The sequence below is a fragment of the Aureitalea marina genome (assembly GCF_002943755.1).
In the GTDB taxonomy this organism is placed as follows: domain Bacteria; phylum Bacteroidota; class Bacteroidia; order Flavobacteriales; family Flavobacteriaceae; genus Aureitalea; species Aureitalea marina.
Genome location: NZ_MQUB01000001.1, coordinates 149,199 through 172,111, shown reverse-complemented (window position 1 = coordinate 172,111; position 22,913 = coordinate 149,199). Strand labels below are relative to the sequence as shown.

Annotated in this window: 20 protein-coding genes; 11 read left to right on the top strand and 9 right to left on the bottom strand. The window is 45.7% G+C overall.

All coding sequences use genetic code 11. From position 1 onward, the window contains the following. Positions 1 to 2 precede the first annotated feature (2 nt). From porL to topA, 4 genes are all read right to left on the bottom strand, one after another. Positions 3 to 641: a type IX secretion system motor protein PorL/GldL gene (gene porL, locus BST85_RS00825; protein ID WP_104811526.1), complete on the bottom strand. Its 639-nt coding sequence runs from the start codon at positions 639 to 641 to the stop codon at positions 3 to 5. A gap of 63 nt (positions 642 to 704) precedes the next feature. Then, positions 705 to 2,081 (bottom strand): T9SS ring complex lipoprotein PorK/GldK, encoded by a 1,377-nt coding sequence (porK, locus tag BST85_RS00820; protein WP_104811525.1) that lies wholly within the window; start codon positions 2,079 to 2,081, stop codon positions 705 to 707. A 113-nt stretch (positions 2,082 to 2,194) separates the two neighbouring features. Then, complete coding sequence (locus BST85_RS00815; RefSeq protein ID WP_104811524.1) at positions 2,195 to 3,355, bottom strand: formimidoylglutamase; 1,161 nt, start codon at positions 3,353 to 3,355, stop codon at positions 2,195 to 2,197. After that, positions 3,352 to 5,844, bottom strand: a complete 2,493-nt coding sequence (topA, locus tag BST85_RS00810) for a type I DNA topoisomerase (protein WP_104811523.1) — start codon at positions 5,842 to 5,844, stop codon at positions 3,352 to 3,354. The genes BST85_RS00815 and topA overlap by 4 nt, the downstream gene beginning before the upstream one ends. A 380-nt stretch (positions 5,845 to 6,224) precedes the next feature. On the opposite strand from topA, the gene BST85_RS00805 reads away from it, so the two are divergent. From BST85_RS00805 to BST85_RS00790, 4 genes are read left to right on the top strand one after another with little or no spacing between them, the layout of a single operon-like run. Continuing rightward, the gene (locus BST85_RS00805) at positions 6,225 to 6,902 is read left to right on the top strand and encodes a DUF4956 domain-containing protein (protein ID WP_104811522.1); all 678 of its coding nucleotides are present in this window, start codon (positions 6,225 to 6,227) and stop codon (positions 6,900 to 6,902) included. 24 nt (positions 6,903 to 6,926) lie between these two features. Then, positions 6,927 to 9,959, top strand: a complete 3,033-nt coding sequence (locus BST85_RS00800; RefSeq protein WP_104811521.1) for a right-handed parallel beta-helix repeat-containing protein — start codon at positions 6,927 to 6,929, stop codon at positions 9,957 to 9,959. Further along, on the top strand, positions 9,940 to 10,668 hold the full coding sequence (locus BST85_RS00795; RefSeq protein ID WP_181039927.1) for a polyphosphate polymerase domain-containing protein: 729 nt from the start codon (positions 9,940 to 9,942) through the stop codon (positions 10,666 to 10,668). The genes BST85_RS00800 and BST85_RS00795 overlap by 20 nt, the downstream gene beginning before the upstream one ends. A 31-nt stretch (positions 10,669 to 10,699) precedes the next feature. Beyond that, a complete protein-coding gene (locus tag BST85_RS00790; RefSeq protein ID WP_181039926.1) occupies positions 10,700 to 11,272 on the top strand; it encodes an inorganic diphosphatase in 573 nt (190 codons plus the stop codon). Positions 11,273 to 11,298: 26 nt separating this feature from the next. Here BST85_RS00790 and BST85_RS00785 read toward each other — a convergent pair whose 3' ends face one another. Next, positions 11,299 to 12,063 (bottom strand): hypothetical protein, encoded by a 765-nt coding sequence (locus BST85_RS00785; RefSeq protein WP_104811518.1) that lies wholly within the window; start codon positions 12,061 to 12,063, stop codon positions 11,299 to 11,301. 141 nt (positions 12,064 to 12,204) lie between these two features. Here BST85_RS00785 and miaB point away from each other — a divergent pair, with 141 nt between their 5' ends. The 7 genes from miaB to groL all read left to right on the top strand — a co-directional run bounded on the left by miaB (position 12,205) and on the right by groL (position 18,755). Beyond that, positions 12,205 to 13,653, top strand: a complete 1,449-nt coding sequence (miaB, locus tag BST85_RS00780) for a tRNA (N6-isopentenyl adenosine(37)-C2)-methylthiotransferase MiaB (protein WP_104811517.1) — start codon at positions 12,205 to 12,207, stop codon at positions 13,651 to 13,653. 1 nt (position 13,654) lies between these two features. Continuing rightward, positions 13,655 to 14,932, top strand: coding sequence for a sigma-54 interaction domain-containing protein (locus BST85_RS00775; RefSeq protein WP_104811516.1), 1,278 nt, complete (start codon positions 13,655 to 13,657; stop codon positions 14,930 to 14,932). An 11-nt stretch (positions 14,933 to 14,943) separates the two neighbouring features. Beyond that, positions 14,944 to 15,462, top strand: a complete 519-nt coding sequence (gene lptE, locus BST85_RS00770) for an LPS assembly lipoprotein LptE (protein WP_104811515.1) — start codon at positions 14,944 to 14,946, stop codon at positions 15,460 to 15,462. Continuing rightward, positions 15,462 to 16,316: a hypothetical protein gene (locus BST85_RS00765; RefSeq protein ID WP_104811514.1), complete on the top strand. Its 855-nt coding sequence runs from the start codon at positions 15,462 to 15,464 to the stop codon at positions 16,314 to 16,316. Before lptE ends, BST85_RS00765 begins: the two co-directional genes overlap by 1 nt. Position 16,317: 1 nt before the next feature. Continuing rightward, positions 16,318 to 16,662, top strand: a complete 345-nt coding sequence (secG, locus tag BST85_RS00760) for a preprotein translocase subunit SecG (RefSeq protein ID WP_104811513.1) — start codon at positions 16,318 to 16,320, stop codon at positions 16,660 to 16,662. A 147-nt stretch (positions 16,663 to 16,809) separates the two neighbouring features. After that, positions 16,810 to 17,085: a co-chaperone GroES gene (locus tag BST85_RS00755; RefSeq protein WP_104813843.1), complete on the top strand. Its 276-nt coding sequence runs from the start codon at positions 16,810 to 16,812 to the stop codon at positions 17,083 to 17,085. Between the two features lie 35 nt (positions 17,086 to 17,120). Further along, a complete protein-coding gene (gene groL / locus BST85_RS00750) occupies positions 17,121 to 18,755 on the top strand; it encodes a chaperonin GroEL (RefSeq protein ID WP_104811512.1) in 1,635 nt (544 codons plus the stop codon). A gap of 48 nt (positions 18,756 to 18,803) precedes the next feature. On the opposite strand, the gene BST85_RS00745 is transcribed toward groL, so the two are convergent. Genes BST85_RS00745 through BST85_RS00730 form a run of 4 tightly spaced genes read right to left on the bottom strand, consistent with a single transcriptional unit; the run spans position 18,804 to position 22,869 of the window. Then, the gene (locus BST85_RS00745) at positions 18,804 to 19,520 is read right to left on the bottom strand and encodes a hypothetical protein (RefSeq protein WP_104811511.1); all 717 of its coding nucleotides are present in this window, start codon (positions 19,518 to 19,520) and stop codon (positions 18,804 to 18,806) included. 12 nt (positions 19,521 to 19,532) lie between these two features. Next, a complete protein-coding gene (locus BST85_RS00740) occupies positions 19,533 to 19,910 on the bottom strand; it encodes a heavy-metal-associated domain-containing protein (protein ID WP_104811510.1) in 378 nt (125 codons plus the stop codon). Between the two features lie 2 nt (positions 19,911 to 19,912). Further along, entirely contained in the window at positions 19,913 to 22,147 is a 2,235-nt protein-coding gene (locus BST85_RS00735) for a TonB-dependent receptor (RefSeq protein ID WP_104811509.1), read from the bottom strand. Then, positions 22,147 to 22,869: a heavy-metal-associated domain-containing protein gene (locus BST85_RS00730; protein ID WP_104811508.1), complete on the bottom strand. Its 723-nt coding sequence runs from the start codon at positions 22,867 to 22,869 to the stop codon at positions 22,147 to 22,149. The genes BST85_RS00735 and BST85_RS00730 overlap by 1 nt, the downstream gene beginning before the upstream one ends. Between the last annotated feature and the right edge of the window lie 44 nt (positions 22,870 to 22,913).

Sequence of the window (22,913 nt, the reverse complement as noted above, 5' to 3'; positions counted from 1 at the left end):
TCTTAGTTGCGATTCATCGCAGTCAACATACCTCCATAAACTCCATTCAAGGAAGAAAGGTTTGTTGTCAGGTTCTCCATTTGTTGCTTCAGTTGCTCGGCATTCTCGACAACACGCTCGTTGACCTCTGCCTGACGACTGGTAGACTCTACCTGTACTTTGTACAAGCTATTCAGGGACTCCATCTGCGCAGCAGCAAGAGCCATTTCTTCGCTGTATTTCTTCGTCGAATTCATTGCATCTGCGGTTGGGGCCATATTCTTAGCAGCTCCTTCGAACGAACGGATACTATCTCCAAGACTACTCATCAATTCTGAATCGATACGAGCATCTTTGAGCATTTCATCTAATTTTTGCGAAAGCATACCTTGAGAATCCAGTTTTTCCTCTTTCTTCTTGCCTTGTCCTCCCGCCAGTTCCGGATAAACCAAAGACCAATCCAGGTCGTCGTCTACCGGCTCGAAAGCAGAGATAGCAAAAATGATAGCTTCAGTGATCAGACCGATCGCCAGGAGTAACCCACCGTTAAGTGGACCTAATTCCCAGTGAAGAATCTTGAACAGTGCACCCATAATTACAATGGAGGCACCCAGCCCGTAGGCCATGTTAAACAGTTTCTTGGAAGATTTAGACTGTGCCATAATAAAAGATTTAGTTAAGTATAAGTGGTTAAGATTTAGATTTTTGCGGGGGACGGCTTAGACTTAACGTGCGTCCCCTAATTTGTCGTTCAACACCACATCAGTACCCATGTAATCTTGTACTGTGCGGAATCCGATATAGCTTCTTGCGGAGTCGGCGTACTCAAAATCACGCGTGCTCACCTGTAGGAAGTAGGCCACATCCTTCCATGATCCACCTCGTACCACCTTCCGCATGTTATCCTTGTCGTTGACATTAGGATTCATTGTAGAGGTGTACTCATAGGCGTTAGCATCATAGGAAGAGGCTACCCACTCACTGACATTTCCAGCCATATTGTACAAATTGTAGTCGTTAGGCTCGTAGGCATCGGCCTCGACTGTATAAAGAGCCTGATCCGCAGCATAATCACCGCGCAGAGGCTTGAAGTTCGCCATAAAGCATCCTCGGTCGTTCTTGGCATAAGGTCCTCCCCATGGGAAGGTAGCCGATTCCAGACCGCCACGAGCTGCGTACTCCCATTCCGCCTCACCAGGTAAACGGAACTGATTCACGTGCTGACGCTTGCGTTCCTTCTGATAGGCATTCTTATAGAGTGTTCTCCACGCACAGAAAGCCTTCGCTTGCTTCCAGTTCACACCAACCACCGGGTAATCCCCGTAGGCCTCGTGCCAGAAATAGTCATTGTGCATGGGCTCGTTGTAGGAGTAGTTGAAATCTTTGATCCAAACAGTAGTGTCCGGATAAATTTCCAATTCTTCTTTGATAATGAAATCCTTGCGGCTTTTCCCGGTTGCCCGAGCAGCTGCCTGAATATCCATATAGGTATATTGGAATTTCAGTTTATTAACATCTAAAGTCCGCTGACCGTTGTAAGCTTCCTCATAAGGAATGTACATACTATCCATCACTTCGGTATAGTATTCATCAGGATACTCGGATGTATCCCAGATCAGGTCAATGTCCCTGTTGATCTTACGTCCTTCGTAAAAATCGTCTCCGAGGCCGTAGTAGTTGTCGTACATGTATTGTTCGTACGCCGTCATGTCCTCATCCTCCTGATCGACAAATGCAAAATCGCCAATACCGCCTTCGTCACCAGGGGTTGCCCCGACCTCGTCGGCCAGAATTGCTAATCGTAGTCTTACTGTAGAATCACGAACCCATTCAACGAACTGCCGATACTCGGCATTCGTAATCTCTGTTTCGTCCATGTAGAAGGAGCGAACAGTAACCGTTTTTGTGGGGGCGTCATTTACAGCTACAAAGTCGTCGTCGGCTTTACCCATGATGAAAGATCCACCTGGGATAAGGGTCATACCGTATGGCTTTTCAGGGTGCCATTTCTTCCCTTTTGTCCCGACTAATTCGCCGCGATCGCCGGAATTACAACTGAACAAGAGGGCTACTACTGCAATAAATGCAAGTAACTTCTTCATAGGTAATTAGGTTAAATTTAGTAAGATTCAGGACGTAAACCTATTTATAATTATCCAAAAAAACAACAAAATAGGTAAAAAACCCCTTATTCTTAGCTGGTTATCACAAACAATTACACCTCGTTTTTTCTCCTTGCTTTATACCATCTTTCGGGAATTTCCTGATTGGTGGCACTCACATATTCCGCATAGGTGCAAGGTAATAACGTGCGTCTTTTTAATTTATTATTAACAGAGCTAATAAATGGTAATTCGATCCACCAACGCCCGGTTTTATTACTCTTCTTAAAGACCAGGATCTCATCGTGAACGGGGACTCGAAAAGTAGTGTAGGCCTTTTCGTCTCCAAAGTCCTCATCGGCAACCCTGAAGTTGACCCCTTCCATGAAATACCAGAGTACTTGAGCCAGCAAATGGGCCCCAGCCTGGGATCTTCCAATCTTCCCGATCTCGTATAATCCAAAAGAACTGACCCGATTACTGATACCCGCATAGCGGGAAATCACACATATTTCGCGGGAATCGAAGCCGTTTGGACTATCGTGCATGCCTTCGAGTTCACCAGCCTTTATAGCCTCCACGTCCATACTGACCAGATCTGCATCCCGCAGTATCGGTTCGATGACGGTGACATCGGCCGTTAACTCTCCCAAACGATAGGCATCAAAGAAGAGTTTTTCCATTAGGGCGATCTCTGCCGGAGGATTGTGAAAGGACTGATAGCCCAGGGCACTGTAGTTAAACAGGTTGTAGGGCTCTTCTACTATGACCTTCCCCACATAGGACCGATTGGAAATGGGTTGTTCTGCATCGCCTAGATCAAAACAGCGATCTACATTGACCAAATTGACCATATGGCTCACTTTGTCGTAGGCCCGGTATTGCGCATAAGTTAGATCCTGGCTACCTCCTAGGATGATCGGTATCACTTTAGACTTCAACAGGGCATTGAGAACGGTTCTGACCGCGAAATAGGTATCGCTTACCTGCTCTCCGGCCAAGATATCACCCAGATCCACTATGGATCGATCCCAGTTTCCGGGATACAGGGAATATAAGGCCTTTCGGACAGGGGTCAGATCCACCTCTTCTCCCAGGTGGTCAACGTGATTCCTGTTTTCGCGTATTCCAATAATGGCCAGTCCCACTCCAGAGAGTTCAGGCAGGACACCGGCTTCGGCGTGGACGTTTATCTTTTTACCCAATACGCCCTTGGGTAAAATCTCCCGGTGGGCTAGCACCGATTTGGGGACGGGAGTCAGAAATTCGATCATTTCTTCTTGGCAGCTGCTTTTTTACGTGTTTTCTTTTTCGGTGTTTTCTTCTGAATTATAGCCTGGGCTTGGTCCAGAGTCATTTCATTGGCCTTGGTGGTCTTTGGTAACTCGACCTTGGTCTTTCCCTTGATCAGGTTGAACCTACCCCAACGTGCCTTTTCCAGACGGATCCCTTCTTCCGGCCATTCCTGGATCAGTTTTTCGATCTCCTTCTGCTTCTTATTCTCGATCAGCTCGATGATATCGGCTTCGCTCAGATTATCGAAATCGTATTTCTTGTTTACGTTGATGAAAATGTTGTTCCACTTGATATAGGGACCAAATCTACCTTTACCCTTCTGCACCGGTTTATCTTCATACATATATATAGGTGCATCCGCCTTTTTCTTGGCCAGAATCAATTCGATGGCCTTTTCTCTATCTACCGCCAGTGGATCCAGATCGGCAGGCAGAGAAATAAATGTCTTTCCAAACCGCACATAAGGACCAAATCGACCATTGCTGACTTGCACCTCTTCCCCTTCGTAAGTACCAAGATCTTTGGGCAACTTAAACAAGTCCATGACCTGCTCGAAGGTGACCAAATGCAATTGCTGATCGGGTAACAAGCTGGTAAACTGCTTTTCTTCGTCTTCCGGGGCACCGATCTGGGCAATGGGCCCAAATTTCCCTAGACGGACCAATACTGGTTTACCACTCACCGGATCTTCACCTAGAACACGCTCGCCACTTTCCCGCTCAGCATTTTCCTGGACATCCTCAACTTGCGGGTGGAACTTGTCATAGAACTCCCGCATCATTCCGGTCCAGTTCTCCTTTCCGTCCGCTATGTGGTCAAAGTCCTCTTCGGCCTTGGCAGTGAAGTTATAGTCTACGATATTATCGAAATGCTCCACCAGGAAGTCGTTTACGATCATCCCAATATCGGTGGGCACTAATTTGCCTTTATCGCTACCCACCATTTCCGTCAACTCCTTTTGACGGACAGCATCATCAACAAGAACCATTTGCACATAGCTTCGTTCTACACCGTCTACAGTCCCCTTCTCTACATAATTGCGGTTCATGATTGTAGTGATGGTCGGCGCATAAGTAGATGGTCTTCCAATGCCCAGTTCCTCCAATTGCTTTACCAGGGAGGCCTCGGTATACCGATAAGGAGCCCGCGTAAATCGCTGGGTGGCCGAGATACTGTTGGCAGCCAGACTGTCTCCAACTTGTAAATTAGGTAGCATGCCGTCCTTCTCCTCTTCTTCGATGTCGGTTCCTTCCATATAGACTTTCAGGAAACCGTCAAACTTGATCATTTCTCCGTTAGCCTGGAACTGAAGCGCATTTTTTCCCGGATTGAGAATATCGATCCGAAGCTGAGTTCTCTCCATTTGAGCCTCTGCCATTTGGGAAGCGATGGTTCTTTTCCAGATCAACTCATACAAGCGGGCCTGATCCGGATCTACCTGGACACGTTGCCTGCTCATATCGGTTGGACGAATGGCCTCGTGTGCCTCCTGGGCACCTTTGGCCTTACCTTTATATTGTCTCGGATGACTGTATTGGTCTCCGTAACTTTCTATGATCTCTTCCTTGGCTGCATTCAATGCCTCTTGAGAAAGGTTTACACTATCGGTTCTCATATAAGTAATCAAACCGGCTTCGTACAAACGCTGAGCCAGAGTCATGGTCTTACTTACCGAGAAATACAGTTTCCGCGAGGCTTCCTGCTGTAAGGTTGAAGTGGTAAAGGGTGCAGCCGGTTTCTTTTTGGCTGGCTTTTTAACTAAGTCAGCTACCTGATAGCCCGCACCAATGTTAGACTGCAAAAATTGCTGGGCTGCAGTTTGTCCTTCTAGGTTCTTAGGCAGTTTAGCCTTGAATCTCGCTCCAGATTCGGTCAGGAATTCGGCGTCCACCCTAAAAGAAGAGGTCGGGTTGAACGATTCTATATCCCGTTCCCGCTCTACGATCAAGCGAACAGCCACAGACTGAACCCTTCCGGCGGAGAGTCCACCTTTCACCTTTTTCCAAAGTACCGGTGACAGTTGGTAGCCAACCAATCGGTCTAATACCCTTCTGGCCTGTTGGGCCCATACCAGGTTGTAATCGATCTTGCGGGGATTCTCAATCGCCTTAACGATGGCAGACTTGGTGATCTCGTGGAACACGATGCGCCTGATCTTTTCTTCTTCCAATTTCAAGGTGTTGGCCAGGTGCCAGGCAATTGCCTCTCCTTCCCGGTCCTCATCACTGGCTAGCCAGACCAAGTCGGCATTTGCTGCCATTTTCTTTAGGTCCTTTACCAGTTCTTTCTTCTCTTTCGGTACTATATAATCAGGTTGAAAATCGTCATCTACGTTTACTCCCAACTCCTTTGCCGGCAGATCAACAATATGACCAAAACTAGAGGTAACCTTGTAATCCTTTCCAAGGAATTTTTCGATGGTTTTAGCCTTAGCAGGTGACTCAACGATCACTAAATTCTTCGCCATTGTCCGTTCAATTTGGAGTACAAAAGTATGGGAAAAAATTATACTTGGATTTTTACACATCGAACAGGGTTCATAAATTATAGTTTTATATCATTGATTTTCAATTATTTAAATTTGCCACAAACAGCAAAATGTTCCGATATCCATTCCGCATTATTCCCAATCGACCTCCAAGTATCGTCAATCAATCACTCTAAACCGCTGAGAGTGCTCCTTATATTCACAACAGAAATTGAATATTCCAATTATATTTGAGCCGTCCTTAACAGATAGGATTACCGAATAAAAAAATTAAATAACATCGTGACTCAATTCTCCCTTTTAATGGCGTGATCAAGAGCCAACCGGGAAGTTTTCACAGACCTATAGCAAATTGCCCTATGAACGAATTTTTAAGCGAATTGAACTTCAATTTTGACGAGTCCTTTTCGGTGGTCAATTACATAATCAACATGATCAGTTGTGGTGTTCTACTGTTCATATTGTCTCTCGTATATGTTCGTTACGGAAAGTCGCTTTCCAACCGACATCAATTGGGCCGTGTTTTAATCCTGGTAGGTGTCACGACCTTTATCATCATCTCCATAGTTAAGTCTTCCCTTGCCCTTTCTCTCGGACTGGTTGGGGCATTGTCTATTGTGAGGTTTAGAACAGCCATTAAAGAACCTGAGGAATTGGCCTATTTCTTTATGGCCATTGCGCTGGGATTGGGATTGGGAGCCAACCAACTTCTGCCCACCTTGATCGGCTTCGTTTTTTTGTGTTTGATCATTATTGCAACCAGCAAAAGCAATTCGGCCAGTTCCATGACCCAGAACTTGTTGTTAGCCATGCCTTGTAAGAAAGAATCAGAGTCAAAGGCTATCGAGGAGGTAAGTTCTATAGTGATGCAGCATGCCGACCAGGTGGATGTAAAACGCATAAAAATGGCCGATGGAAACCTGAATATGAATTTCTTGGTGAACCTATCTTCCATCGACAAGATCAGTGAGTTGAATAACACCCTGCTAGCTCAATTTGAAGACCTGCAACTTACTTTTATCGATCAGGATAACTAGTCCATTTAATGCCAGGATGATCCGATGAAAATCAAAAAACATAAAGGCCAAGGTGGTTCTCCCTTAATCTTCATTGCGATAATTGCCATCCTGTTGATCTCCGTGATGGCACTTTTAAAGGAGAAAGATGAAGTCTCCCTGGCTTCCCCCGACCCTACAGAATTGACCGATCTGTTCTCAGAAACCAAAATCAGGCAGGTTAGGAGTTATAAAAGCATACTCGACAGTGTGTATAAGGGGATTTACGAAGACTCGACGCTTTCTATTTATATAGTTAAGCAGTATGCTGTACCACACCTGGTTTATATCTATCCGGATTCACTTAATGAACGACAAGCAGCCGACCGGTTCTTTGTTCACGTATACCTAAAGGATAACTCCAAGATTGTTCAGGATCAGACGACCAAATTCCTAAATTTTGGATTCGTACCCCGGCGCCCGTTTGAAGAGATTGAGGTTGATGGAAGAAAATACATTGTATTCAAACGAAAACTTGTCCATGACAACTACCTGGGCAGAGTCCTTGAGTTGGATAATGTAGACTACATCAATACAGGGCGGTTTCAGCAAGACCTGGGACGGTCCTTTCAGAGAAGCAAGTTGAAGATTCCGGATGAAGCCACTATCGAGATCAAGAACAATTTTCAGCGGCAGGTCATACGGATCTCGGATAAGAATTTCTCTCAACTTAAGGAGTACCGTGAAGAGGCAGTCAAGAATGGCGTTATTGGCTCTGAACAAAAGCAATTGCTTCCCGCCCGTATAACTGATCCTGCTACGGGACAAGAGATCAAAGTGGATATACGCCTTAAAGGAGATTGGACCGATCATGTGGTCGATGAGAAAAAATGGTCCCTGCGTGTCGTTATGGACGAAGAAAAAACCATCAAGGGAATGAGAAAATTCTCCTTTCAGCATCCCAAGGTCCGAAACTATGCTTGGGAATGGTTGTTTCAAAAAGCTGTAAAACGGGAAGGATTGATTGGTATTCGTTACGATTTTGTGGACCTGACATTAAAGGTTGGCGCTAAGGATCAATCCAGGGAGATCCCGATTGGGATCATGGCGGCCGAAGAAGCTTTTGACAAGATACTTTTGGAGAACAATCGGAGGAGAGAGGGAGTCATCCTGGCCTTCGACGAATCCTATTACTGGAAGGACATCGAACAAAAGATCGACCTGGGATTGGAGGAAATCAAGAATCAGAACGGAGAATTCCTGATCGATTCATCACCCATCCGCTTGTACAATGAAAACAAGGTGCTGCAGGACCCAAATCTGATGCGGCAGTTTGAAACTGCTAAAAACCTTTTGGATGGATTCAGACAGAAAAAATTAAAGGTATCCGAGGCCTTCGATATAGACAGACTAACCTCCTATGTGGCGCTGCTGAACTTGTTTGGAGGACTGCACGGCCTTGGTTTTATTAACCTCAAATTTTATTACAACCCCATTACCGGTAAATTGGAGCCGATCGCCTTCGATTCTAATTCCGGTAATAAGATCTCTGACGTCGTCAATTTTCACCTTTCAGGGTCAGATGACCTCTACCGGGAAAAATTGGCAGAAAAGCTAAGGTATTTCAGCAGTACTGACTATATAAATTCGCTCATTGATGACCACAGTGAGGAGTTGCAGGAAATACTGATCAACCTGAATACCGAATTCAATACTGGACTAGACACCTCCATACTGGAATTCAACAGCAATATGATCAAACGTTATATCAATCCCTCGACCTCATTGCTCAATGATTTTGAGAGCTTCGATGGAAAATCGATGGCGTTGAAAGTTTTCAATAAGACGGATTTTGACATTACGATCACGGGGCTCCAACATCAGGACGGTAAATTACTGGACGTTCTCAAGGAGGATCTGTATATCAGCCCTGGAGAGACCAAGTTGCTGAATTTTGAGCTCAAAGATGCATTTGTCAATGCTTTTGTTTCTAAGAAAAATAAAAAGTCTGAATTCCGATATCCAAAGGATGTAGCCAAATTAAGGGTGACCTACCTGATCAATGGAATCGATCTGGAGCGGAAATCAGAGGTACGTCCCTATGGCTGGAATAAGGACCTTGATGCCAGTGTTTCTGATATTAAGGAGGCCCGAAGTTCGAATATGGAGGAGTTCGACTTTCTCCTGGTGGATAGTAGCACCGGTATCGTCCGTATAGGGCCCGGAGATCACCGAGTCGATCATACTGTGATCATCCCTGAAAATTTTGAGGTTCAAATCGAGAAGGGAGCTAATATCGACCTGATCAACCATGCCTCGTTTTTGTCCCACTCTCCAATTTTTAGTTTGGGGACAGGAGATTCACCCATAACCTTTTACTCCAGCGATGGAACCGGGGGTGGGGTCTTTATTAATAAAGCCCACAAAAGATCTCTTGTCGAACACACCACCTTTAGCAACTTATCCAATCCCTCCGATGCGCATTGGGAAGTTTCTGGGGCTGTTAATTTTCACGAGTCTGATGTATCCATCAGTCAGTCCGTTTTTAAGGATAATCGCTGCGAAGACGCCCTGAACATAATCAGATCCAATTTCAGCATGGACGGCTCGCTTTTTGAAAATACTTGGTCTGACGCTTTTGACGGAGACTTTGTTGAGGGAACCATAACGAATTCGGAATTCAATTCAGCTGGCAACGACGGTATTGATGTTTCGGGCTCGTCCATTTACCTGGAAAACATCACTATAAATAATCCATCTGATAAAGGGGTCAGTGCCGGAGAGGCCAGCAACATGAAAGGCACAAATATCCGGGTCAAAGGTGGAGAGATCGGAATTGTAAGTAAAGATCTTTCGACCATTGAATTTTCAGACGTCTATATCTCTGAGACCCGTCTGGGTTTCTCTGCCTTTCAGAAAAAACCAGAGTTTGGCATCGGGAAGATCACCATTAATGATCTCTTTATGTCCGATACCGAATCGGATCACCTGGTCGAATCCGGATCTGAATTGACCATCGATGATGTAAGAATGTCTACCGTCTCAAACCGAGTCATTGAGCAAATGTATGGTAAGGAGTATGGAAAAAGCAGTAAGTAGAATTTACTTCGAAGCCAAAGAGGAGAAACTTCGTTTTGAACGAAAGTTTGTTTTTCCAGCTACTGATGTAGCGGATTTGATCGAGAAAGAAGTTCTTACCAACAGCTTTTGTTTTAGTGAGATTTATCACCGGCGAGCTGTAAACAATATTTATTTTGACCGACCGGACATGATTTTCTATCATCAGAATGTAGAAGGTGATGGAAATCGCAAGAAATACCGGATTCGCTGGTACGGTGATGATATGACCAGGATCGAAAAGCCTGTACTTGAGGTTAAGAAGAAGTTTGGAGAGGTCGGAGATAAGGAATCTGTCAAACTTAAGAACCTGAATACAAGTTTGGGCGATACTGACGCCTTCCAGGTGCAGTCCTTGATCGAACAAGCACTCTTTGACCAGGGGGATTTAGATTGCCTTATGGAGATGCAGAAGTTGACACCCCGCCTGATCAATACTTACGAAAGACGCTATTTTCTCTCCTTTTGTGGGCGGTTCAGGATTACCATCGACTACAATATGCGATTCTTCAATCCAGATTTGAACGACTTCCTGGGCGCTGTAAAGGCTATTGATAATATCGTCTTAGAATTAAAATACTCCCGGGAAGATGATCATGCGGCACGCCAACTGTCACAAGAAATCGGAACCAGGCTCTCGAAGAACTCCAAATATGTACAGGGCATTGACCTTTTTTTGTTTTCGGCTTAATACAAATTCGAACTTAGTACTTTGGCTGGTCATGGCCTTTTTATTGGTCAACCTGAGTTGTTCTGAACAGATCGACCCGGAACAAATCCCCGTTCAAACTGAGAACGGTAACTACAATAGCATTATTGAAATTCCGGCCGGCACTAACCTCAAGATCGAATACGACAAGACCAGTAAGCGCTTTATCCCCGACCAGCGAAATGGCGAGGACCGGGTCATTGATTATCTCCCCTATCCGGCCAATTACGGATTTATCGCCTCTACTAAAAGCGCTATAGCACAAGGCGGCGATGGTGACGCTTTGGACGTTTTGGTACTTTGTACCAGCCTGTCTACGGGAACTGTTATAGAAACCATACCGATTGGTGTACTTAAGCTAATTGACGAAGGCGAACAGGATTACAAAATACTCGCTATCCCTGCTAAGGTCAGTGACAGGACTATTCAGTCTGAGACTTTGGAAGAACTTAGAGCCAAATACCCACAACTATTGGAAATCATAGAGAGTTGGTTCCTGAACTACGACCAGGATGAAACTCGTTCTCAAGGCTGGGGTGACCAGAAGCAGGCCATCGAGATCATTGACCGGTCAAGGGTCAATTAGGCCAGGATGGGATAGGTTTTCGGCACCTATTCCTGATCGAATCCAACACTATCCCTGTAGAACAGATAAATGGGAACGTGCACAAAATTGACTGTAAAGAAAAGTCCGATCACACAAAGTATGACTCCAAGTTGAGCTAGAAACTGACTGATGATGATCAACCCAAAGACAGTTAACCAATACTTATTGCCCAGTTTAAAGGATGAATTGATCAGTTCGGAAGCAGAGGCATCCCGGTTAAAGGCATACAGTGGAATGAGTAGCTGTATTGGGACAATCACATAAAGCAGTGGCAGGTAACATAGCAAGCCGGCCAACAATGCGATCGCCGTAGTCGTCAGTGACAGTAACATCAACTTTCTGAAGTTTACCTTAATATCATCCAAATACCCTCCCGCATCTTCAGCTTGCTCATCATCTATTTTTCGCATCACCCGATAATAATGGGAGATCACGGCAAAATTGATGGCCTGCATAAAGATAGACAGGACAAATACCAAAAACCCGTAGCCAATCCAGTAGATCAGGGTGAACCCTTGGAAGAAAGTTGAGCCGAGGTCGTCACCGACTGCATATTCATAACCATCAAAGGCCTCGACAAAAAACGGGATCAAGGGAATGTAAATCAATGGTGCAATCAGGATGACCAGGGCTGCAGAGATCAGGGCGTGATAAAAGCCTTGAATCCAGACTTTACCAAAAAATTCAAAACTTCCGCCGAGTATGGCTCCAAAATCTACCGATTTGGCCTGCTCGATTCGATCCGACAAGGACGCATTGACTAATTCCATTGGGTTCAGTTGAGAGCCGAAGATAACAAAAAGATGACTGCCAAATTGTCATAAAGGGGATTAAATCCTTAACTTTGCTCACCGTTTATCGGTCTGGCTTTATTATTGAAACGGATCATTTAATAGCCCGTCAAATTATTTATGGAAGAGAAGATCATCAACGAGGAGCGGCAAGGAGAATCCCTTGTCGTCGCCGGTATTTCAGAGAATAAACGCAAACTTTTTATCGAAAGCTATGGCTGTCAGATGAATTTCAGCGATAGCGAGATCGTTGCTTCCATTCTCAAGGATCAAGGGTACAATACCACTCAAAATTTGGAAGAGGCGGACCTGGTGCTCGTGAACACCTGCTCTATACGTGACAAGGCAGAGCAGACGGTTCGTAAGCGACTGGAACACTACAACGCAGTGAAACGGATCAACCCTGGAATGAAAGTAGGCGTTCTGGGATGTATGGCAGAACGATTGAAGAGTAAGTTCCTGGAAGAAGAAAAAATAGTCGATATGGTGGTAGGTCCGGATGCGTATAAGGACTTACCAAACCTGCTTAAAGAGGTTGAAGATGGCCGCGATGCGGTCAATGTGATCCTCTCCAAAGAGGAGACTTATGGAGATATTGCTCCTGTCCGATTGGGTGGCAATGGTGTTACTGCCTTTGTCAGTATTACTCGGGGTTGTGACAATATGTGTACCTTCTGTGTTGTTCCTTTCACCAGAGGTCGCGAGCGCAGCAGAGATCCTCAAAGCATAGTGGCGGAAGTCAATGATCTGGCTGAAAAGGGCTATAAAGAAGTAACCCTCTTAGGACAGAACGTAGATAGTTATTTGTGGTACGGTGGTGGTTTGAAAAAAGATTTCAAGAATGCCACAGAGATGCAAAAGGCAACCGCGACAAACTTTTCAGCCTTGCTGGAATTGGTTGCGCAAGCTCAACCTGGCATGAGAATCCGTTTTTCTACCTCTAATCCGCAAGACATGACAGAGGACGTGCTACATGCTATGTCCCGGCACAAAAATATCTGTAATTATATCCACCTCCCTGTTCAAAGTGGTAGTACTCAGGTACTGAAGGCAATGAACAGACAGCATACACGAGAAGAGTATTTTGAACTGATCGACAAGGTCAGGGAAATTCTTCCGGACTGCGGTATTTCCCAGGATATGATCGCCGGATTTCCGGGGGAGACAGAAGAAGATCACCAGGACACCCTTAGTCTGATGGAATATGTCAAGTATGATTTCGGCTTCATGTTTATGTACTCTGAACGTCCGGGCACTATGGCAGCCAGGAAGTTGGAGGACGATATCCCGACAGAAATCAAGAAGCGAAGACTGACGGAGATCATCAATATGCAACAAAAGCACAGTGCCTACCGGACTGCGCAGTTTGTTGGTCAGACCGTAGAGATACTGATCGAAAAGGAATCTAAGAAAAGTGACGCACACTGGAGTGGCCGAAATCCGCAAAATACAGTGGCAGTCTTTCCAAAGGAGAATTATAAACCGGGCGATCTGGTCATGGTGAAGATAAACGATTGCACCAGTACCACCTTGATCGGAGAAGCTGTAGGTTATTCAAAACAGGACTAGCATGGAATCCATACAGGCAGTTAAACAACGATTTGGGATCATTGGGAACAACGCCCAACTGAACCGCGCGATAGAAAAGGCGGTACAAGTGGCCCCTACCGATATTTCTGTCCTGGTAACCGGGGAAAGTGGAGTTGGTAAGGAGAGCATCCCAAAGATCATTCACTCCCTCTCTCATAGAAAACACGGAAAATACATTGCCGTTAACTGTGGAGCAATCCCAGAAGGTACCATCGACAGTGAACTGTTCGGACATGAGAAAGGTGCCTTTACAGGTGCAACAGCCACCAGAAGCGGTTATTTTGAGGTAGCCGACGGAGGGACGATCTTCCTGGATGAAGTTGGGGAACTACCGCTTCCAACCCAGGTCCGGCTACTTCGGATCCTGGAAAATGGGGAATTCCTGAAAGTAGGATCCTCCAAGACCCAAAAAACGGATGTCCGCATAGTGGCTGCAACGAATGTGAACATGGCAGAGGCCATAGAAAAAGGCAAGTTCCGGGAAGATCTGTACTATCGTTTGAGTACGGTAGAGATCAACCTGCCACCTCTCAGAAGCCGGGGAGAAGACATTCACCTGCTGTTTAGAAAATTCGCTTCTGATTTTGCCCAGAAGTACAAGATGCCCACCATTCGGCTGGAAGAGCAAGCCGTAGGTTTACTACTCAAATACAATTGGGGTGGTAATATTCGCCAATTGCGCAATGTGACAGAACAGATCTCCGTTTTGGAGCAGAACAGGAACATTTCTTATAACACCTTGAAATCCTATCTGCCAGATGTGGGTAGCAATCTACCAGCAGTGATCAAACCGAAAGGTACCCAGAGTGATTTTGGCAGTGAACGCGAGATACTCTATAAGGTATTGTTTGACATGCAACGGGACATCAACGATCTGAAAAAGCTGACCATGGAGTTGATGAATTCTGGAAATGCCGCCCAAGTCAGGGAAGAACACGGTTCATTAATCGATAAGATCTACACAGAGAACCAGGAAGGCCGAACAGACCTGCCGACCATAGTCCCTGAAAGCCCTGTCAGTCATAGTCATGAGGTGGAGGTGATCAATTATCCTGAGGTAAGTCCGGCAAGCTCGGACGATAAGTATCACTTCGCAGAGGATATCCAGGAAGAGGAGAATCTATCCTTGCAGGAAAAGGAATTGGAACTGATCAGAAAGTCCCTGGAGAAGTACGGTGGGCGCAGGAAAGCGGCGGCTCAGGAACTGGGTATCAGTGAAAGGACCTTATATAGAAAGATCAAGCAATATAATTTGTAGATTGCCCAAGAATGTACGTAAGAAGAATAGTTGCCCTAGTTGCCTTGACCACCACCCTGCTTACCCTTGGTGGATGTAAGAATTACTCTTTTACCGGAGCGGATATCGATTACTCCAGGATCAAGACCTTCCAGGTGAATAACTTCATCAACAACGCACCTATTGTAGAACCAGGGATCGCTCGGGATTTTACCATCCAGTTACAGGATCTTATCCTGAACCAGACCAGCCTTGATCTGGTGACCACCAATGGCGATCTGATCTACGAAGGAGAATTGACCGAATATTATGTTTCACCGATCACGGCAACAGCGCAGAGTACTGCAGCCCAAAACAGATTGACAGTAGGTGTTAATGTACGTTTCTTTAACACCACCGATGCCGAGAAAGACTTTGAAAGGCGGTTTTCATTCTACTTCGATTATGAAGGCAATGCCCAGCTGACAGGCTCTGTGTTGGACGATGCCTTGAACGAGATATTTGAGCGGATCACCCAGGATATCTTCAACACCTCATTAGCCAATTGGTAATGAATACCGAAACCTATACATATCTGCTTGCAAATCCGCAGGAAGTTTCCCTGGCTCAAGTGGAAGAGCTGGATGGTATTATAGACCAATATCCATTCTTTCAGAGTGCAAGGGCCATACAATTGAAAGGCCTGAAGAATCAGAACAGTTATCGATACAATGACAGCCTGAAATTGGCTGCAGCCCACACAGCGGATCGGGACATCCTTTTCGAGTATATAACCTCTAAGGAATTCATACAGAATAAGATCGCGGAATTGATCCAGCAGAATGATCCGTCCGTTGCCGAGATACAAGTGGAAGCAGAAGATCTGTCTCAACAGATATCACTGGAAGTTGCTCAACAGATACAATCCGAGATGCGAAAGGCCGAGGCTATTCTGGATCCTGAACTTTTTGAAAGAAAGCCAGGTATGCCAGCTGCGATCCCACAAGAAGAGGAAACACAGATCGAACCTGATGCCCCAATACCATTTGAACGAAAGGATACCCACTCCTTTGCTGAATGGCTGAAACTGACCCGAGCAAAGCCGATCAGTAGAAAAAGTAAGCAGGACAATGGCAAAAAGCAATCGGGCGGAAAGGCTCGTAAATTTGCCTTGATCGATCGATTCATTCAACAAAAGCCCAAGCTGGAGCCTCGCAAGGATTCCGGCCCTCAGGAAGACCTTTCGACCCCTTTTACCAAGCAGCCTGATTCCTTGATGACGGAGACATTGGCCAAGGTTTATTTGCAGCAAAAAAACTTCGATAAAGCCATTCAGGCGTACAAAATTTTAATTTTGAAAAATCCCGAAAAAAGTGGTTACTTTGCGGACCAAATTCGGGCCATAGAAAAACTGAAAAAAGGATAGTATGAGTACGTTTACCATATTTATGATATTGATCATCTTCGTCGCCTTCTTGTTGGTGATGGTGATCATGGTGCAGAACCCAAAAGGTGGAGGACTTTCCAGCTCTTTCGGAGGTGGCGGTACACAGCAGTTGGGTGGAGTTAAGAAAACTACCGATTTCCTGGACAAGAGCACATGGACATTGGCCACAGTGCTTTTAGCGCTGATCCTGCTGTCCAATATCTCCATCATGGGAGGAACTGCTCCCGTGGAAGAGGCACTGCCTCAAACCGAACTGGAGAACACCATTCCGGCTACGGATAATTCCGGAACCACTACAGAAGACAATACCGGAGACAACAACTAATCCCTGTCTGATCGGTTAAAAAGATATGCCAGCTTGTCATAAGCTGGCTTTTTTTATTTCAATCTGTCAGGTTTATGCCCATGGCATAATTTCTGACTTATGGAGAAGAGTAAAAATTACATTAATCACTTAAAATACTTTCAAAAAATGGCATTAAAGATCCAACCACTTTCTGACCGTGTGCTGGTCGAGCCTCAAGAAGCCGAAACCAAAACCTCATCAGGAATCTACATTCCAGATTCGGCCAAGGAAAAACCACAACAAGGAACCGTTGTTGCGGTAGGAAAAGGGAAAAAAGATCACGAGATGACCGTTAAGGTCGGAGATACTGTTCTATATGGAAAGTACTCTGGAAGTGAATTAAAATACGAAGGCAAGGATTATCTGATCATGAGAGAGGATGACATCCTGGCCATCATCTAATCCAACACATAAGTTATTCTATAAAGCATACAACTATGGCAAAAGATATTCAATTTGATGTAGAAGCCCGGGACGGAATCAAACGCGGGGTAGATGCATTGGCCAATGCGGTTAAAGTGACCCTTGGGCCAAAAGGAAGAAACGTAATCATTAGCAAATCCTTTGGTGCCCCTCAGGTGACCAAAGATGGTGTAACTGTAGCCAAGGAGATCGAACTGGAAGACGCCCTGGAGAACATGGGTGCCCAAATGGTAAAGGAAGTAGCTTCCAAGACCAACGATCTGGCTGGTGACGGAACCACCACTGCCACCGTACTGGCCCAAGCCATTGTAAAAGAAGGGCTAAAGAACGTTGCGGCAGGAGCTAACCCTATGGATCTGAAGCGCGGGATCGATGCAGCCGTTGAGGCCATTACCGCTAACCTGGAAAAGCAATCTGCCAAAGTGGGGAACTCCAGTGAGAAGATCCAGCAGGTAGCGGCCATTTCTTCCAATAATGACGAAACCATCGGTGCACTGATCGCAGAGGCCTTTGAAAAAGTTGGCAAGGAAGGGGTGATCACAGTAGAAGAAGCCAAGGGAACCGAAACCTACGTAGATGTAGTAGAAGGAATGCAATTTGATCGTGGCTACTTGTCTCCTTATTTCGTGACCGACAGTGAAAAGATGCAGACCGAATTGGAGAATCCAATGATCTTGTTGTTTGACAAGAAGATCTCCAATATGAAAGATCTGCTTCCTGTTTTGGAGCCAGTGGCTCAACAGGGAAAATCATTGCTGATCATTGCCGAGGATGTAGAAGGAGAAGCTCTTGCTACCCTGGTAGTAAACAAGCTTCGCGGTGCATTGAAGATCGCCGCTGTTAAGGCGCCTGGTTTTGGAGACCGTCGCAAGGCCATGCTGGAAGACATCGCGATCCTGACTGGTGGAACCGTGATCTCTGAAGAACGTGGATTTACACTAGAAAATGCCACTGTCGATATGCTGGGTACAGCCGAGACCGTGACCATAGACAAAGATAACACCACTGTAGTGAACGGTGCCGGTAAAAAAGCCGACATCAAAGCGCGCGTGGGACAGATCAAATCTCAGATCGAGACCACAACCAGCGACTACGACAAAGAAAAACTACAGGAACGATTGGCCAAATTAGCAGGCGGGGTTGCTGTATTGTACGTAGGTGCTGCATCTGAAGTTGAAATGAAAGAAAAGAAAGACCGGGTAGACGATGCCCTTCACGCTACGCGTGCTGCTGTAGAAGAAGGTATTGTTGCCGGAGGTGGAGTTGCCCTGGTTCGCGCCAAAAGCGTACTGGAAAAGCTAACCACCGATACCTTGGACGAAACCACAGGGGTACAGATCGTGGCCCGAGCTATTGAAGCTCCACTTAGAACCATTGTAGAGAATGCAGGCGGAGAAGGATCCGTTGTGATCAACAAGGTTCTGGAAGGCAAGAAGAACTTTGGTTACGATGCCAAACGAGATGAGTATGTGGATATGCTGAAGGCCGGGATCATCGATCCTAAGAAAGTGACCCGGGTAGCCCTGGAGAACGCCGCCTCAGTTGCCGGCATGATACTGACCACGGAATGTGCTTTGACCGATATTAAGGAGGACACTCCTGCTATGCCACCAATGGGTGGTGGAGGCGGAATGCCCGGGATGATGTAATCCTTCCCTTAGATATTAAAAAGCCTCTTCATAATTAAGAGGCTTTTTTTATTGGATTTCGTAGAGGTAATCTGCCCTCAGGTATTTGATCTGCAAGGTGGAATCCACAAAATAACTCCTCCGCCGTTTGTTGAACAACAACCCGGAGCGGGGGTCCTTCTGGTACTCCAAATTGACGATCAAACTGATCCTCCCCTGGTGCAAGACCGAATTGGCTACCAATTGGTGATCCTTATCGAAATAATATCTCCAAACATCTGAGGCCTCATCGTCATACTCATAACGAACGCGTACAACATCTACCTCAAGGGTATCCCCCAATTCTCGTTTGCCTTCATGGATAAGTTCGGTCCCTGGATCCAATAATTTAAAGGGCTGAAAAAAAACATAGGCAGCAGACTCGGCTTGTTTTTTGGCCTGTTCAACCTCATCTCCTGTGGAAAGCACTACATCACCCATGTGATAGCGTGTAATGGCCTCTTGAGACTCGATCTGGTAGAATGTACCATCCTGTATCCATTGGAGAACCACTGTCGGAGTTGTTCCTCCAAGATAGGTTTGTCTCTGTAGTTTTTCTGATTCCAAGCCACCATCTTGACCGAATAGCCTGGTGGTTTTGTCCCAACTCAGGCTGTCCAGATTCCTATAGGCATCAATTCCTCCATGAACCTCAACCGACATTTGGACCAGATCCTCACCCTTGGCCTTATCAGATTGACAGCCCAAACATAAGGCCAAGGCAGATACTACCCATATATAGGTCAAAACAGACCTCAATTAATGACCTCCCTTCTTCTTTCCGTTCTGGTGGTCTTTAACTATTTGTTCGTCCCGATAGCGGCAGCAGTCATCTACGCTTTCATAAGCTTCGATCGTAGCCTTGATGTCTTTTGTATCGTGGCCAACTGCGGCAATATTAGTCTTAATAGTGGTTAGATCTGTCTTACGCTCATCAAAGATCAAATCCAAGATGTGAGTCTCCATATTCCAATTGGCGGATTTTACTCCTTTTGACTTCACTGCAGCTTTCTCAATACGGAATTTACACATCATACAAACGCCGTCTACTTCGATAGAAGCCTTGGCATTCTTGTCCTGGGCAAATCCTGATAGACTTAGTCCCAGGAACGTCATAATTACAACTAGTTTTCTCATAATTAATTCATATTAAATCGCAATCCGGCATAGTACATACTTCCAAAGACCGGCCCGTATACCAAGGTGGTATCAAAAGTTGGTCCAAAGGGATCGTCTGCACTGATGATCGGATCTGTTTGTCTAAAATTGGTAATATTCTCTCCTCCCAAATATACTTCGAACCGTTCAGTAAAAACCTTGGTCACCTGGGCGTTCACAGTATTCACCTGAGGGGAGAATTCGGGACGACTGTCCTCTGGAGGGTTTCCAACGGTGGAAGGATAACGCTGGTTGTCCAACCAGTTGTACGTCACATCAAACTTCCACTGGCCACCATTCTCTTTCCGTTGAGTTTGATAACCCGCATTGGCAAAGAACCTATTGGGTGGAGTTAGGGGTCGTTGCAAAGTACCACTGCGGTAATCCGTCTGGAGATCGTAGAATTTATAGGCAAAACGCAGCTCGGTCCGCTCGAAGGGCTCATAGTTGAACTCGGCTTGAAAACTATCTGCAAAACTATCCCCTTCCAGGTTATAGAATCGAATCTGACGAGGATCCTCCCAATCTACCACCACCTGATTTTGAAAATCGGTACGGTAATAGTCCAGGATGATATCTGCACGCCTGCCAAATAGATTAAAGCTCTGAGAGAATGACAGGCCATAATTCCAGGCGATCTCTGGATCTAAGCCGTAAATAGGACCTCCGGCATTAGTTATATTGATCATCCTGCTAGAGGAAAAGAACTGCTGATTTTCGGTAAAGATGTTGGCGCTTCGTTTACCCCTACCAGCGCTGACCCGGAAATTTGCTCCTTCCCAAACACTGTAACGGGCATGGACCCGTGGTGTAAGGAAAAACCCGAGACGATTGTGCACATCTGCCCGAATTCCAGCGGTTAGTGTTAGCCTGTCCAGGTTGTCAAAGGCATATTCAAAATAACCTCCCAAGGAATTTTCAATCCTGTTGAAAGCAGTTGTTATGACCCGCTCATCGTAACGATCCAGGGTAAAGGTCAGACCCGTTTTGATCTTATGGCGGGAATCGCTGATGATGGAGTTGTACACCGCATTGGCATACCAACTCTGATGGCTGATATCGTAGGTATTCAGTCCAAAATAAGACTCCTGCTTGTGATCGCTGAAGGCCAATTGTACTCCTGCTGTATGATAAGGCAGATCTGGGTCAACATAGCCAAGCTTAGCCGATACATCGATCCGCCGGGTATCGATCTCGCTACCCCAAACATCGGTCCCACCTCTGTGAATATCCGGATCGAAACCCTCTTGACCGGTCTGCTTTTCATCGTTTAGATAACGGACATTGATAAAGCTCACCAGACCGTTCTCAGCGTCTGTATATTGCCACCGATTCATCACATTGATCTGCTGAGCAATAGGTACATCCAGGAACCCATCACCATTGCGGTCGAACTCCTGGCCACGATAATTTCCGTGCAGGTAAAGACCTGTGCTCCATTTCTCGCTTACAGCCGTATTAAGATGTGTATTGAGCTCCAATCGACCGTTGGCTCCTGCGTACAAGTTAACAAAGACAGGTTTGTCCGTTTTGGGTTTTCTGAGTTCCGCATTGATCTGCCCCGTGATACTTTCGAAGCCGTTAACCACACTACCGGCACCCTTGGTCACCTGAAGACTTTCTACCCAAGTCCCGGGGATAAAACTGAGCCCATAGGTCTGGGCAGCACCGCGAATAGTGGGTATGTTCTCGTTAGTGATCAGTATATACGGACTGGTCAACCCCAACATTTTTATCTGTTTGGTCCCAGTGACCGCATCAGCAAAATTGACGTCGATGGACGGGTTGGTCTCAAAGCTCTCGGACAAGTTGCAACAAGCGGCCTTTAGCAATTCATCCTCACTGATTCGGATCACATTCATGGCCTCTATGCTGGATCTTGCCGAAGCCTTTTTACGGGCCGAAACCGTCACTTCGTTCAAAGAAGCATCATCCGCTGTCATCTGATGACTGAGATAATTGCTGGAACTGATGTTCAGCGTATCGGTCTTGTACCCTATGTAGGAAATGACTAATTGCTTGTATTCAGGGCGATAATCTAAACTGAAATTCCCATCCAGATCGGTCATGGTTCCTTGATCTGTACTCAACCAGACCAGATTTGCTCCACCCAGTCCAATTTCCTTACCGGAGGCATCCACCTCGTAAATTCTCCCGCTAAGTTGCTCCTGTGCAAACAGCCCAAAAGGCAACAATAAAAATAGCAGCAGTCTCATCAGGTAAAGGTTTGAGTGAGCATTAGGGTAGCCATCGCTAACATAATGGCATTCTCTACAAAAGTGGCCTCCGTCATGGGTAGATTAAGGGCAGTACCCAGACAGGCACATTTGATCTGTTTCTTACTCAGTAGTGACCTGACCACTCCAACAGTTGTTATACCCAGTACGACCACTGTTACCCAAAGAGCGATCTGTGTTTGATAGCGAGCTAAGAACATCAAACCCAATGCGATCTCAATAAAAGGATAGATCCATCCGTAAGTAGGGATTGCTTTTGCAAGGGGGTCATACATACCGAATACAGGGGGAAAGCCTTTATAATCCGCTAATTTAAAACCCGCAAATACCAGGAAGAACAAACCCATATAATCAAACATGATGGAGCCTGCATTCAAGGTTTTCACATTGAGCAATAAGGAAATGATCCAAATCCCGGCCAGTATAAGGAATAAGGGTTTCAACTGGGCCATTTTTGACCTCTCCTCTACCTGAATTGAATCAGTAAAACGGGCAACGGCAGGGTCGAAAATGACGTAAGCCGGCTTGAGTACAGACTGGAACTTCTCCAGTGGGATGAATTCTGTGGATTGAATGGTCGCCTGGTGATCCTCCAGGCTAACCTCGACCGAGCTTACTCCCTCGACCGATTGAATTTTTTTGGTGACGGAGTCCCTGCAGCCTTCGCAGGTCATACCGCTTATGGAATATGTGTGTTTCATTTAATACCTGTTTATTCGATTCTTAAGATTACCCCACTAGGGTA

Excerpts from the sequence above, each read along its gene's own strand:
- lptE (WP_104811515.1), top strand. The coding sequence starts at position 14,944 with ATGTACGTAAGAAGAATAGTTGCCCTAGTTGCCTTGACCACCACCCTG.
- BST85_RS00815 (WP_104811524.1), bottom strand. The coding sequence starts at position 3,355 with ATGATCGAATTTCTGACTCCCGTCCCCAAATCGGTGCTAGCCCACCGG.
- BST85_RS00790 (WP_181039926.1), top strand. The coding sequence starts at position 10,700 with ATGGCCTTTTTATTGGTCAACCTGAGTTGTTCTGAACAGATCGACCCG.
- miaB (WP_104811517.1), top strand. The coding sequence starts at position 12,205 with ATGGAAGAGAAGATCATCAACGAGGAGCGGCAAGGAGAATCCCTTGTC.
- secG (WP_104811513.1), top strand. The coding sequence starts at position 16,318 with ATGAGTACGTTTACCATATTTATGATATTGATCATCTTCGTCGCCTTC.
- porK (WP_104811525.1), bottom strand. The coding sequence starts at position 2,081 with ATGAAGAAGTTACTTGCATTTATTGCAGTAGTAGCCCTCTTGTTCAGT.
- BST85_RS00795 (WP_181039927.1), top strand. The coding sequence starts at position 9,940 with ATGGAAAAAGCAGTAAGTAGAATTTACTTCGAAGCCAAAGAGGAGAAA.
- BST85_RS00805 (WP_104811522.1), top strand. The coding sequence starts at position 6,225 with ATGAACGAATTTTTAAGCGAATTGAACTTCAATTTTGACGAGTCCTTT.
- BST85_RS00765 (WP_104811514.1), top strand. The coding sequence starts at position 15,462 with ATGAATACCGAAACCTATACATATCTGCTTGCAAATCCGCAGGAAGTT.
- BST85_RS00800 (WP_104811521.1), top strand. The coding sequence starts at position 6,927 with ATGAAAATCAAAAAACATAAAGGCCAAGGTGGTTCTCCCTTAATCTTC.
- porL (WP_104811526.1), bottom strand. The coding sequence starts at position 641 with ATGGCACAGTCTAAATCTTCCAAGAAACTGTTTAACATGGCCTACGGG.
- BST85_RS00775 (WP_104811516.1), top strand. The coding sequence starts at position 13,655 with ATGGAATCCATACAGGCAGTTAAACAACGATTTGGGATCATTGGGAAC.
- BST85_RS00735 (WP_104811509.1), bottom strand. The coding sequence starts at position 22,147 with ATGAGACTGCTGCTATTTTTATTGTTGCCTTTTGGGCTGTTTGCACAG.
- topA (WP_104811523.1), bottom strand. The coding sequence starts at position 5,844 with ATGGCGAAGAATTTAGTGATCGTTGAGTCACCTGCTAAGGCTAAAACC.
- BST85_RS00785 (WP_104811518.1), bottom strand. The coding sequence starts at position 12,063 with ATGGAATTAGTCAATGCGTCCTTGTCGGATCGAATCGAGCAGGCCAAA.
- BST85_RS00755 (WP_104813843.1), top strand. The coding sequence starts at position 16,810 with ATGGCATTAAAGATCCAACCACTTTCTGACCGTGTGCTGGTCGAGCCT.
- groL (WP_104811512.1), top strand. The coding sequence starts at position 17,121 with ATGGCAAAAGATATTCAATTTGATGTAGAAGCCCGGGACGGAATCAAA.
- BST85_RS00730 (WP_104811508.1), bottom strand. The coding sequence starts at position 22,869 with ATGAAACACACATATTCCATAAGCGGTATGACCTGCGAAGGCTGCAGG.
- BST85_RS00740 (WP_104811510.1), bottom strand. The coding sequence starts at position 19,910 with ATGAGAAAACTAGTTGTAATTATGACGTTCCTGGGACTAAGTCTATCA.